This window comes from Vogesella perlucida (assembly GCF_979366545.1).
The window spans coordinates 194,652-207,548 of the sequence record NZ_CEETRO010000002.1 but is presented as its reverse complement, the minus strand read 5'-3'; the positions used below and the strand labels follow the sequence as shown (position 1 = coordinate 207,548).

Below are 12,897 nucleotides of genomic sequence, written 5' to 3'. Positions count from 1 at the left end.
GTGCCCTTCATTAGGTACTTTATGCAACGGGAACCCCTACGAATCGGCACCAGCATGATGCAGATTTATAGAGGCTCCCCCCGTTGACTCAATAACTTACAGATACTGCTACTGCAGAAACGAAAAAGTCGCAGACGGGCTGCGACTTTTTCGAATTCAAACCGATTACTTGCGCAGACCCAGACGAGCGATCAGAGCGCGGTAGCCTTCAGCATCGGTACGCTTGAGGTAGTCAAGCAGACGACGACGACGGCTCACCAGTTTCAGCAGGCCACGACGGCTGTGGTGATCCTTGGTGTTGGCTTTGAAGTGCGGAGTCAGGTCATTGATACGAGCGGTCAGCAGAGCCACTTGAACTTCGGTGGAACCGGTGTCGTTTTCTTTACGCTGGAAATCTTTAACGATGACTGCTTTTTTTTCGGCGTTCATTGCCATGAGGAATTACTCCAATATCGGTTTAGGGCGGTAAAGCCCGACAAGTGCGGCGAGCCGGAACCCACCTACACTTCACACAGCGGCTGCCGGAGCAGCCGTTACCCGGACCGGGTGCAACAGACTGTCGTCTCTTGCCTCGGCCAGCCCGAGAAATTCTCGCGTTGCCTCGCGGTATACGCGAAAACGGCGCATTGTCTCACATTTTTCCGGCGCACGCACGGCCTGGCCGTGACAAAAACGCTCGGCGTCGCGCGCAGGCAGGGTCTGCTCGTCAAAATGCGCCACCAGCACGTCTATCGGCAGCAAAAGTTGGCCGCGCGCTTCGGCGGGCGTGGCTTCCAGCTGCTCAAGCGTGATGGCGTTTTCCAGCAGGAAACCACCCGTCGTGGTGCGGCGCAGGCCGGTAAGGTGCGCACCGCAGCCCAGCATCTCGCCAATGTCCTGCCCCAGCGTGCGGATATAGGTGCCTTTGCTGCACAGCACGTCGATCACGGCGGTCGTGCCGTCGAACGAGATCAAATCGATACGATGAATGGTGACATCGCGCGCCTCGCGCTTGATCTCGATACCCTCTCGCGCGTACTCGTACAGCGCCTTGCCCTGATGCTTCAGCGCCGAATACATGGGCGGCACCTGGCTGATGGGCCCGGTATGCGCGGCGATGGCGGCCTGCAACTGCGGCAGCGTAAACGCTACCGGGCGCTGCAGTACCACTTCGCCCTCGATATCGCCGGTGGTGGTGACTTCGCCAAACTTTACCGTAGCGCGGTAACCCTTGTCGGCATCCAGCAGATACGAGGAAAACTTGGTGGCCTCACCAAAGCACAGCGGCAGCAAGCCGGTGGCCAGCGGGTCCAGCACACCGGTATGGCCGCCCTTGGCCGCACTGTACAACCAGCGCGCGCGCTGCAGGGCGGTGTTGCTACTGAGCAGATAAGGCTTGTCCAGCAGCAAAACGCCATTGATCGGCAGCTTTACGCGACGCGGTGCACTCATGCTTTATCGCTACCCGCTTCGCCCTCGTCGCCGTCTTCGGCGTCAAGGTTGGCCGCATCGTCGTGTTCGACGGTGGTGGCATTGCCATTCACTTCGTCAATCAGGCGGCTCATGTACACACCGCGCTCGATGGAGTCGTCGTAGACAAAGTGCAGCTGCGGGGTGGTAAAGATCTGCAGCACGCGGCCAATACCGTTGCGCAGGTAACCGGCGGCGCTTTCCAGCGCTTCCTGGGTGATCTCGCGTTTGTTCTCGTCCATCACGGTGTAGAACACCTTGGCGTGCGAGTAGTCACGGGTAACGTCTACGGCCGTGATAGTGACCCAACCCACGCGCGGGTCTTTCAGGCCCTTGCGGATCAGCTCGGCCAGCTCGCGCTGGATCTGCTCGGCGATACGGTCCGAGCGGGAAAAACCTTTTTTGGCTTTAGCCATGGTCTGATACTCCTGGCCACCCGACACACCACGGCATCCGGACTGCCGGCTAGCCGGCGCATCGCGATGCATGGCGATGGTTGTGGTGGCTGAAACAAGAAAAGGCGAGTGCCCGCCGGCCATGCGGCCAACCTGGCACCCGCCTCTATATCACTGCATTACAGAGAACGTGCGACTTCCACGATCTCGAACACTTCCAGCTGGTCGCCTTCCTGGATATCGTTGAAGTTCTTCAGCATCAGGCCGCATTCGTAGCCTTGCTTCACTTCTTTCACGTCGTCCTTGAAGCGCTTCAGGGAGTCCAGCTCGCCGGTGTGAACCACCACGTTGTGACGGATCAGGCGGATGCTTGCAGCACGCTTGATGATGCCATCGGTCACCATGCAACCTGCGATATTGCCAACCTTGGACACGGAGATCACCTGACGGATTTCCACGGTACCAATGATCTGCTCTTTCTTCTCAGGTGCCAGCATGCCGGACATGGCGGCTTTCACGTCGTCTACCACATCGTAAATGATGTTGTAGTAACGGATTTCCACGCCTTCGCTCTCGGCCAGCTTGCGGGCGGCAGCATCGGCACGGGCGTTGAAGCCCACCACGATGGCCTTGGACGCAATCGCCAGGTTGATGTCGGACTCGGAAATGCCACCCACACCGGAGTGCAGGATGTTGACGCGCACTTCTTCGGTAGACAGCTTTTGCAGGCTGCCAGCCAGCGCTTCGTACGAACCCTGTACGTCTGCCTTGATAATGATAGGCAGGTTCTGCACTTCGCCTTCGGACATCTGGGCAAACATGTTTTCCAGCTTGGCTGCTTGCTGCTTGGCCAGGCGCACATCACGGAACTTGCCCGCACGGAACAGGGCGATTTCACGCGCCTTCTTCTCGTCGGCCAGCACCATGGCGTCTTCACCGGCAGACGGCACATCGGACAGACCCAGGATTTCTACCGGGATAGCCGGGCCGGCTTCGTCGATCGGCTTGCCGTTTTCGTCCACCATGGCACGCACGCGGCCAAAGGCGGTACCAGCCAGCACGATGTCGCCCTTCTTCAGGGTACCGGACTGTACCAGCAGGGTCGCTACCGGACCACGGCCTTTGTCCAGACGTGCTTCCACGATAATGCCCTTGGCAGGCGCATCGACGGCAGCGGTCAGTTCCAGCACTTCGGCTTGCAGCAGGATGGCTTCCAGCAGCGCATCAATGTTCAGGCCCATTTTGGCGGACACTTCGATGAACTGGGTATCACCACCCCAGTCTTCCGGCACCACTTCATGGGCAACCAGTTCCTGGCGGATACGCTCGGCGTTGGCGCCTTGTTTATCGATCTTGTTCACTGCCACCACGATAGGTACACCGGCCGCTTTGGCGTGGTGAATCGCTTCGATGGTTTGCGGCATGACGCCGTCGTCAGCAGCCACTACCAGCACCACGATATCGGTGGCCTTGGCACCACGGGCACGCATGGCGGTAAACGCTTCGTGACCCGGGGTATCCAGGAAGGTGATCATGCCGCGGTCGGTTTCTACGTGGTAGGCACCGATATGCTGGGTAATGCCACCCGCTTCGCCGGCTGCTACCTTGGCGCGACGGATGTAATCCAGCAGCGAGGTCTTACCGTGGTCCACGTGACCCATCACGGTTACCACCGGCGGACGGGAAATCTGCTCGGCGACTTCGATGGTTTCGCCGTCGGCCAGGTAGGCTTCCGGATCATCCGCCTGGGCAGCTTTACCCACGTGGCCCATTTCTTCCACGATAATCAGCGCGGTTTCCTGGTCCAGCACTTGGTTGATGGTCACCATCATGCCCATCTTCATCAGTACCTTGATCACCTCGGCGGCTTTCACGGCCATACGGTGAGCCAGATCACCTACGGTGATGGTTTCCGGCACCAATACTTCGTGCACGATAGGCTCGGTTGGTGCCTGGAAGGCGTGCTGGTTATTGCTGTTCTTGTGCTTGCCGCCGGACTTGCGCGATTTCCAGTCGTTGCTGGTATCGCCACCACGGGTTTTCAGGCCTTTGCCTTTCTTACCGTCATTCCAGTCTTTGCTGCCACCCTTCTTGGCCGGGCCACGCTTGTCGCCTGGACGCGCATCGCCAGCGGGTGCAGGTGCCGTGGTTGCGGCAGCCGGGCCGCGAGCGGGTGCGGCACCGCCAGCAGCAGGGCGAGCACCCTGGCCTGCCGGACGCGCCTGGCCAGCTTGACCCGGGCGTTGACCTTGACCGGCCGGGCGTTGGCCCTGGCCTGCCGGGCGATCGCCACGCGGTGCATCGGTACGTTGGCCGGCGGCAGCTGGCTGCATGCGCGGCTGGGTAGGCTTGGCCGAACGTGGCAGTTCTTCTGCTTTCGGCTCTGGCTTGGCTTCTACCACCGGCTTGGCAGGGGCAGCAGCTTCGGCTTTGGCAGCCAGACGGCGAGCTTCACGCTCCTGCTTTTCACGCAGCAGCGCTTGCTGGCGAGCACGGAATTCTGCCTGGCGGCGCTCTTCTGCAGCGCGGGCATCCATTTCTTCCTGGCTCAAGATGGAAGTCGGCGCCGGGCGCGTCAGCGTAGGCTGCTTCACCGGGGCGACAGGGGCGGCAGCTTCGGCTACCGGCTTGGCGGCTGGCTTGGCTTCTGCCTTTTTCTCTTCCACTTTCTTTTCTTCAACCTTGGGCTGGGCTGGCTTGGCGGCCACTGGGGCAGCTTCCGGCTTGGCAACTTCGGCTACCGGGGCGGCAACCTGTGGTGCCACTTCAGCGACCGGCTCTGCAGCCTTGGGGGCTTCCACAGCAGGGGCTGCAGCAGCAGGCTGGTCTTCCGGACGCACAAAAGTACGCTTCTTGCGGGTTTCCACTTTGACAGTGCTGCCTGCGGCAGTGTGGATCTCGCTGGTTTGCTTACGGGTCAGGGTTACTTTGCCTTCGTCACGTGCGCCATGCGACGTTTTCAGAAAGTCCAGCAACTGCTTTTTATCCTGCTCGGTCAGCGTGTCATCAAAACCACGCTTGCCTACACCTGCGTTTTTCAACTGTTCCAGAAGACGTTCCGGGGACAAGTTCAGCTCACTCGCAAACTGCTTTACATTCGTTAAAACCATGCGTATTCCTAATTCCTTCTAGCAATCGATCCGTTTGCGGGGCTGGCTCAGTTGAACCAGTGTTCGCGGGCTTTCATGATGAGCGCGCGCGCCGCATCGGCATCCATGCCTGTCATGTCGACCAGATCGTCAACGGCGAGATCGGCCAGGTCGTCACGGGTGGTCACGCCGTTTTCGGCCAGTTTGCGTACCAGCTCGGCATCCAGTCCTTCCAGATCCTTGAGCTCGTCGGCCACTTCTTCCACTTTTTCTTCCGAAGCAATTGCCAGGGTCAGGATGGCATCACGCGCACGGCTACGCAGCTCGTTTACCAGCGCATCATCGAAACCATCGATTTCCAGCATTTCGGAAATTGGCACATAGGCCACTTCTTCCAGTGTTGCAAAGCCTTCCTGCACCAGCAGGGCAGCCATTTCTTCGTCCACACCAAGATGACGGATGAAGTGCTCGCGCAGCTTGGCATCTTCTTCCAGGTGTTTTTCTTCCGCTTCGGTCACGGTCAGGATGTTCAGGTTCCAGCCGGTCAGCTCGGCAGCGAGCTTCACGTTCTGGCCGCCACGGCCGATCGCCAGGGCCAGCTGTTCTTCCTCTACCACCACATCCATGGTGTGGCTGTCTTCGTCCACCATGATGCGGTTCACTTCTGCCGGGGACAGCGCGTTGATCACGAACTGTGCCGGCTCTGGTGCCCACAGCACGATATCGATACGCTCGCCGGCCAGTTCCTGGGTAACAGCCTGAACGCGGGAACCGCGCATGCCGATGCAGGTACCTTGCGGGTCCAGACGCGGATCGTTGGACTTCACGGCCATCTTGGCGCGCATACCCGGGTCACGGGCTGCTTCCTTGATTTCCAGCATGCCTTCTTCGATTTCCGGCACTTCCAGCTCGAACAGCTTCACCAGGAACTCGCGCGAGGTACGCGACAGCACCAGCTGCGGGCCACGACCCAGGCGGTCGATGCGCATCAGGTAAGCCTTGACGCGGTCACCCACGCGCAGGTTTTCCTTCGGAATCATCTGGTCGCGCGGCAGGACGGCTTCCAGCTTGCCGCATTCCACAATGGCATTGCCACGCTCGATGCGTTTGATGGTACCGGTGATCAGGCTTTCACGGCGCTGCAGGAACTCGTTCAGCACCTGCTCGCGCTCGGCATCGCGAATTTTCTGCAAGATGACTTGTTTGGCAGCCTGGGCGCCAATACGGCCGAATTCGACGGCTTCCATCGACTCTTCGATCACGCCACCCAGCTCGGCGCGCGGGTCGCGCTCTCGAGCCTCTTCCAGGCTCAGCTCGCGGTCTTCGTATTCCAGCGCTTCGGCATCCACAACAGTCCAGCGGCGGAAAGTCTGATACTGACCATTGTGACGGTCGATCTCTACGCGGACATCCAGCTCATCTTCGTTAAACTTCTTTTTGGTGGCAGAAGCCAGTGCCAGCTCCAGCGCGGAAAAAACCACCTCGCGGCTAACGTTTTTCTCGCTTGCCAGAGCATCAACCAACAGCAAAATCTCGCGACTCATGCAATCCTCCAAATTCCGTATTCTTGTTCGCGGCCAACGTCCTGCGAATTAAAACTCCGGCTCCAGCCGTGCTTTATCGATATTCGCCAGGGGAATGGCCACGGTGCGACCATCTTCCACCACCAGGCTGACAACGCCATCGGCGATGCCAGCGATACGACCCTGAAAACGCTTCTGCTGTTCGATAGGCAGGCGGGTACGAATCTTGGCAAGACTGCCGGTGAAACGCACATAGTCCGCTTCTTTCTTCAGCGGACGATCCAGGCCGGGCGAGGAAACTTCCAGACGCTCGTAGTCAACATTTTCGACCATGAACAGACGCGTCAGGTGATTACTCACGCTGACGCAATCTTCTACGGTAATGCCGCCCGGTTTATCCATAAACACGCGGAAACCACCCCCCGGGGTCATTTCAAAATCTACAAGCTCATACCCCAAACCGGGCAGCGTGTTCTCGAGCAGCAAACGTACATCCATGGGCATCCAATTCCAGAAAAGAAAAATGGGCGAAGAACCGCCCATCCCTAAAATGCCGCGATTATAAACCACTCTGCGACAAAAGAAAACTGAGGTCTCAGGCCGCAAACCAAGCACATGCTTTGCACCAGATGAGACATACGGTACAGTTGCCCTGCGTTCCGAAACGAACGTTTGCCAAAACAATCTATATTTGAGTCTGCAGCAAGCAGATCCCCACAGACGCCACCCGCAAACGACAAGAGGTGGCGGCAAATCCAACACGATGGAGAAGACTAGTGCCATGGAAAAAATCTGGCTGAAGAATTACCAGGCAGGTGTTGCCGCAGAGATTGACATCAACGAATTCAAGTCGGTGTCCGAGGTATTCGAACGTAGCGCGGTCAAGTTCCGCGACCGCCCGGCACTGGCCTGCATGGACAAGATCCTGAGCTATGGCGAGCTCGACCAACTGTCAGCCAACTTTGCCTCCTACCTGCAGAACACGCTGGGCCTGGCCAAAGGCAGCCGCGTCGCCATCATGATGCCCAACCTGCTGCAATACCCGGTAGCGGTCTTTGGCACCCTGCGCGCCGGCTGCACGGTGGTAAACGTCAACCCGCTGTACACCCCGCGCGAGCTGGAACACCAGCTGAAGGACTCCGGCGCCGACACCATCGTGATTCTGGAGAACTTTGCCAATGTACTGGAGCAGGTACTGCCAAGAACACCCGTTAAAAACGTGGTGATTGCCAGTATTGGTGACATGCTGGGCTTCCCCAAGCGCCTGATTGTCAATTTCGTGGTGCGCAAGGTGAAAAAGATGGTGCCGCCTTGGCATATTGCCAAGCACACCAGTTTTAACGATGCCCTGGCTGCAGGCGCCCGCCAGCCGATGCGCAAGGTAGACATCAGCCACGACGATATCGCCTTCCTGCAATACACCGGCGGCACCACCGGCGTGTCCAAAGGCGCCATGCTGACCAACGCCAACATCATTGCCAACATGCTGCAAGCTGGCGAGTGGGTAAAACACTCGGTACGTGAAGGCCAGGAAATCATCGTTACCGCCCTGCCGCTGTACCACATCTTCTCGCTGACTGCGAACCTGATGGTCTTTACCGAGCTGGGCGCCATGAGCGTGCTGATTACCAACCCGCGCGACATTCCGGGCTTTGTCAAAGAACTGAAAAAGTACAAGGTCACGGCCATCACCGGTGTCAACACGCTGTTTAACGCCCTGCTGAATAACCCGGACTTCAAAACCGTGGACTTCTCCACCTGGCGCCTGGCACTGGGCGGTGGCATGGCAGTACAAAAAGCCGTGGCCGACAAATGGAAAGACATCACCGGCACCCCGCTGATCGAAGCTTACGGCCTGACCGAAACCAGCCCGGCGGCGTGCATCAACCCGCTGGACCTGAAAGCGTACAACGGCACTATTGGCGTACCGATCCCGTCCACCGACATCCAGATCCGCGACAATGAAGGCCGTGAAGTAGCACAGGGCGAGTCGGGCGAGCTGTGCATCCGCGGCCCGCAGGTGATGAAGGGCTACTGGAACCGCCCGGAAGAAACTGCCAAAGTCATCGATAGTCAGGGCTTTCTGGCTACCGGCGACATGGCCATCGTGACCCCGGAAGGCTTTGTTAAGCTGGTAGACCGCAAGAAAGACATGATTCTGGTGTCCGGCTTCAACGTGTACCCGAACGAAATCGAAGACGTGGTCGCCCTGCACCCTGGTGTGCTGGAAGTAGCCTGCATTGGCGTGCCGGATGACAAGTCGGGCGAGGTGGTGAAGGTGTTTGTGGTGAAGAAAGACCAGGCGCTGACCGAGGCCGACATACTGAGCCACTGCCGTGCCAACCTTACCGGCTACAAAGTGCCCAAGTCGGTAGAGTTCCGCCTGGAGCTGCCCAAAACCAACGTAGGCAAGATCCTGCGCCGCGCCCTGCGCGATGCCGAGGTCAAGCAATAACACCACCCGGCCACCACAAAACGCCCCGCCTGGTTTACCAGCGGGGCGTTTTGCATGTTACCGGCGCCAGCCGCCGCGGCTATCTACGGGCGTTGCTTCCCACCACACCCGCCGCCAATGCGGCCAACCCTGACAGGGTCAAAATTGCCAGCCAGCCCCGCACCCGTGCGCACACAGGGGTATTTCACGCTAGACTAGCGGCCTGACACCCTATTGTGAAAGCACACTGCACACCATGCTGATGCTGCCTTTTTTCAAACTCATGGCCGACAAAAAGGCCAGCGACCTGTTTTTTTCCTGCGGCACGCCACCCCAGATCAAGATAGACGGGCAAACCGTACCGGTAAACGACAAAGCCCTGAGTGCAGAAAACGTCAAACGCTTGGCCTACAGCCTGATGAGCGAGGACGAGATTGCCCGCTTTGAGGCGGAACTGGAAATGAACTTTGGCCGCCAGATCGACGGCCTGGGCAACTACCGCGTCAATATCTTCCGCCAGCGCGGGCACGTGGCCATGGTAATACGCTACATCACCCCCACCGTCCCCAGCCTGGACAACCTGAACCTGCCCGACTCGCTGAAAGACCTGATCCGTCAGCGCCGCGGCCTGATCTTTATCGTGGGCTCCACCGGCTCCGGCAAAAGCTCCACCGTGGCGGCCATGCTGGAATACCGCAACCAGACGCAGGCAGGCCATATCCTCACCGTGGAAGACCCGGTGGAATTCATCTTCGAACACAAGCGCGCCATCATTAACCAGCGCGAAATCGGCGTAGACACCCACAGCTACGAAAATGCGCTGAAAAACGCCATGCGTGAAGCGCCCGACGTGCTGATGATCGGCGAAATACGCGACGCCGAAACCCTGACCTACGCCATCAACTACGCCCAGTCCGGCCACTTGTGCATCTCCACCCTGCACGGCAATAACAGCTACCACACGCTGAACCGCATCATCAGCTTCTTCCCGCTGGAAAACCGCAATGCCCTGCTGATGGACCTGGCCGCCACGCTAAAAGCCGTGGTGTCGCAGCGCCTGGTGCAAACCGTGGACGGCAAGCGTCGCCCGGCGATGGAGATCATGTTCAACACCGCCCACGTATCGGAGCTGATCCGCAATGGCGAGATCGACAAGATCAAGGAAGCCATCGAAAGCAGCATGAGCGAAGGCTCGCAAACCTTCGAGCAGTCACTGTTCCGCCTCTATAAAGACGGCCTGATCTCGCTTGATGAAGCGCTGCAAAACGCCGACTCGCCCACTAACCTGTTCTGGCTGGTCAATCACGACAGCAACAGCAATGCGAGCGGCAAGCAGGGCGACAACACCACTTTTTCCGGCTTTACACTGAACCACTGACCCCACCCATGATTACCCTCTACGGCATTCCCAACTGCGATACCGTCAAGAAAGCCCGCACCTGGCTCACCCAGCAGGGGCTGGATTTCACCTTTCACGACTTCAAAAAACAAGGCATAGGCGAAGCCACACTGCGCACCTGGATCGCCAGCATTGGCCTGGACAAGCTGATCAACCGTGCCGGTACCACCTGGCGTGCGCTGGACGACGCAGAAAAAGCCCTGGCGGCCAACCCTGACACCGCCATTGCCCTGTTGCAGGCCAAACCATCGCTCATCAAGCGCCCGGTGCTGGATAATGCCGGCAAGCTGCGCGTGGGCTTTAAAGAAGCCGACTACGCCACGGAGTTCAACCTATGAGCAGCACACTCGACCTCACCCGGGCACTGATCCGCCAGGACTCCATCACCCCGCGCGATGAAGGCTGCCAGGACATGATGATTGCCCGCCTCGAAGACCTGGGCTTCACCATCGAACGCATGCCGTTTGGTGATGTAAGCAACTTCTGGGCGCATCGCGGCCACGGCGCACCGGTACTGTGTTTTGCCGGCCATACCGACGTGGTGCCCACCGGCCCGCTGGACAAATGGGACAGCCACCCGTTTGAGCCTACTATCCGCAACGGCCACCTGTTCGGCCGCGGCGCTGCCGACATGAAAGCCTCGCTGGCCGCGTTTATCACCGCCAGCGAACGCTTCATTGCGGCCAACCCCGACCACGCCGGCACCCTCGCCTTCCTGATTACCTCGGACGAAGAAGGCGTGGCCGCCGACGGTACCGTGCGCGTGGTAGACGAGCTGGCGGCACGCGGCCAGCAACTGGACTACTGCATTGTGGGCGAGCCCACCTCGTCGCAAGTGTTCGGCGATACCATCAAGAACGGCCGCCGCGGCTCGCTGTCCGGCCACCTGATCGTGCATGGCATCCAGGGCCATATCGCCTACCCGCACCTGGCCAAAAACCCCATCCATCTGGCGGCCCCGGCACTGGCCGAGTTGGCCGCAGAGGTATGGGACCACGGAAATGACTACTTCCCGCCCACCAGCTGGCAAGTATCGAATATCCACGCCGGCACCGGCGCCACTAACGTGATTCCGGGCAGCTGCGAGATCAAGTTCAACTTCCGCTTTTCTACCGAAAACACGGCAGAGACCTTGAAAGACCGCCTGCACGCCATCCTGGACAAACACCAGCTGGCCTACGAGCTGCACTGGGCGCTGTCGGGCAACCCGTTCATCACGGCACCCGGCGCGCTCACGGACGCTATCAGCCAGGCGATCGTTGACACCTGCGGCGTAACGCCAGAGCTGAACACCACCGGCGGCACCTCGGACGGCCGTTTCATCAAACGCATCGCGCGCGAGCTGGTGGAATTCGGCCCGATCAACGCCAGCATTCACAAGCTGAACGAATGCGTATGCGTGGATGATATCGAGCCGCTGGCCTGCGTCTACGAAAAAACGCTGCACACGCTGATGCGCTGATCACCAGCCCCGCAGGGCTAATGTCAGTCAGTTAACGCTGACTGGCGTCTTTTTTGGCTAGGGGTTTGCTTTGTTCAGGCGTGCTTTTGTGTCCGCGATGCGGACGATGTTTAAGTGCCGGTTCCGCCCGTGACCGAGCGAGGCAAGCGCAGCGTCGCGAGGGAATAAGACGGGAAAGGGGGCGGATTGCCGCCCCCTTTTCTATCGCTGAGCGAATCAAAGATTCGCACGCAGACCCCGCAACCCGGGGCTGCTCGAAACCCCGTCCAAAATGGCACGCCCCAGGCGCCGCCGAACTCACATCGCTGAGCAAATCAAAGATTTGCACGCAGATCGCTAACGGCTCGGGACTCAAACAAATCGGCGTCTTGCGCGTGCGAATCTTCGATTCGCTCAGCACAACCCTGGGGCGCACCATTTTGACCGGCTCGCGCCAACGGGATGGGGTGCCGCACCCACGCCCTTTTACTTGACGGCCAGGCATACTCTCTTAACTGACTGGCATTACCCCGCAGGGCAGGCTTTTTGCTAGCAGGTACTGGCCGCCTAGCTCACACTGCGCCGCTCGTACATGGCCTGGGCCAGCGTGCCCGGGTCGACGTTCTCCAGCTCGCCCCCCACCGGCATGCCACGGGCGATGCGGCTGACGCGCAGGCCGTGCGCCTGCAGCATCTCGCTGATCAGGTGCGCGGTGACCTCACCTTCGGCGGTAAAGTTGGTGGCAATGATCACCTCCTCCACCACGCCATCCACGGCACGGGCGATCAGTTTTTCCAAGTCGATATCCTTGGGGCCGATACCGTCCATGGGCGACAGGCGCCCCATCAGCACAAAGTACAGGCCGTCGTAGCAGCGCGTCTGCTCCAGCATCAGCAGATCAGCCGGCATTTCCACCACGCACAGCAGGTCCTGCCGGCGCTCGGCGTCGGCGCATACATTGCACAGCGGGCTTTCGCTAAAGGTATGGCAGCGCTGGCAATGGCGCAGGTTCAGCAGCGCGTGATCCAGCGCCCGCGCCAGCTTGTCGGCACCGCCACGGTCTTTTTGCAGCAGGTGAAACGCCATGCGCTGCGCGGATTTGGGGCCGACGCCGGGCAGGACTTTCAGCGCCGCTATCAGCTGGTCGAGCGAGGGCGGGTTTTTCAT

The 12,897-nt window shown here is 59.5% G+C and carries 11 protein-coding genes; 4 read left to right on the top strand and 7 right to left on the bottom strand.

Annotated elements, in window-relative coordinates; genetic code table 11:
* Positions 1-165 precede the first annotated feature (165 nt).
* From rpsO to rimP, 6 genes are all read right to left on the bottom strand, one after another.
* The gene (rpsO, locus tag ACZ9XP_RS03590) at positions 166-435 is read right to left on the bottom strand and encodes a 30S ribosomal protein S15 (RefSeq protein WP_144373089.1); all 270 of its coding nucleotides are present in this window, start codon (positions 433-435) and stop codon (positions 166-168) included.
* 72 nt (positions 436-507) lie between these two features.
* A complete protein-coding gene (truB, locus tag ACZ9XP_RS03585) occupies positions 508-1,431 on the bottom strand; it encodes a tRNA pseudouridine(55) synthase TruB (protein ID WP_147684574.1) in 924 nt (307 codons plus the stop codon).
* The gene (gene rbfA / locus ACZ9XP_RS03580) at positions 1,428-1,865 is read right to left on the bottom strand and encodes a 30S ribosome-binding factor RbfA (protein WP_147684571.1); all 438 of its coding nucleotides are present in this window, start codon (positions 1,863-1,865) and stop codon (positions 1,428-1,430) included. Before rbfA ends, truB begins: the two co-directional genes overlap by 4 nt.
* Positions 1,866-2,023: 158 nt before the next feature.
* Positions 2,024-4,954, bottom strand: coding sequence for a translation initiation factor IF-2 (gene infB / locus ACZ9XP_RS03575; protein WP_147684569.1), 2,931 nt, complete (start codon positions 4,952-4,954; stop codon positions 2,024-2,026).
* A gap of 47 nt (positions 4,955-5,001) precedes the next feature.
* The gene (nusA, locus tag ACZ9XP_RS03570) at positions 5,002-6,477 is read right to left on the bottom strand and encodes a transcription termination factor NusA (protein ID WP_147684567.1); all 1,476 of its coding nucleotides are present in this window, start codon (positions 6,475-6,477) and stop codon (positions 5,002-5,004) included.
* A 48-nt stretch (positions 6,478-6,525) separates the two neighbouring features.
* A complete protein-coding gene (gene rimP, locus ACZ9XP_RS03565) occupies positions 6,526-6,954 on the bottom strand; it encodes a ribosome maturation factor RimP (RefSeq protein ID WP_147684565.1) in 429 nt (142 codons plus the stop codon).
* A 283-nt stretch (positions 6,955-7,237) separates the two neighbouring features.
* Here rimP and ACZ9XP_RS03560 point away from each other — a divergent pair, with 283 nt between their 5' ends.
* The 4 genes from ACZ9XP_RS03560 (at position 7,238) to dapE (ending at position 11,751) form a co-directional block, all read left to right on the top strand.
* The gene (locus ACZ9XP_RS03560; protein WP_147684563.1) at positions 7,238-8,911 is read left to right on the top strand and encodes a long-chain-fatty-acid--CoA ligase; all 1,674 of its coding nucleotides are present in this window, start codon (positions 7,238-7,240) and stop codon (positions 8,909-8,911) included.
* Positions 8,912-9,146: 235 nt separating this feature from the next.
* The gene (locus ACZ9XP_RS03555) at positions 9,147-10,268 is read left to right on the top strand and encodes a PilT/PilU family type 4a pilus ATPase (protein ID WP_147684561.1); all 1,122 of its coding nucleotides are present in this window, start codon (positions 9,147-9,149) and stop codon (positions 10,266-10,268) included.
* 8 nt (positions 10,269-10,276) lie between these two features.
* Positions 10,277-10,627, top strand: a complete 351-nt coding sequence (locus ACZ9XP_RS03550) for an arsenate reductase (protein ID WP_147684559.1) — start codon at positions 10,277-10,279, stop codon at positions 10,625-10,627.
* Positions 10,624-11,751, top strand: a complete 1,128-nt coding sequence (gene dapE / locus ACZ9XP_RS03545; RefSeq protein WP_147684556.1) for a succinyl-diaminopimelate desuccinylase — start codon at positions 10,624-10,626, stop codon at positions 11,749-11,751. Before ACZ9XP_RS03550 ends, dapE begins: the two co-directional genes overlap by 4 nt.
* 546 nt (positions 11,752-12,297) lie before the next feature.
* Here dapE and recR read toward each other — a convergent pair.
* Complete coding sequence (gene recR / locus ACZ9XP_RS03540; protein ID WP_017510014.1) at positions 12,298-12,897, bottom strand: recombination mediator RecR; 600 nt, start codon at positions 12,895-12,897, stop codon at positions 12,298-12,300.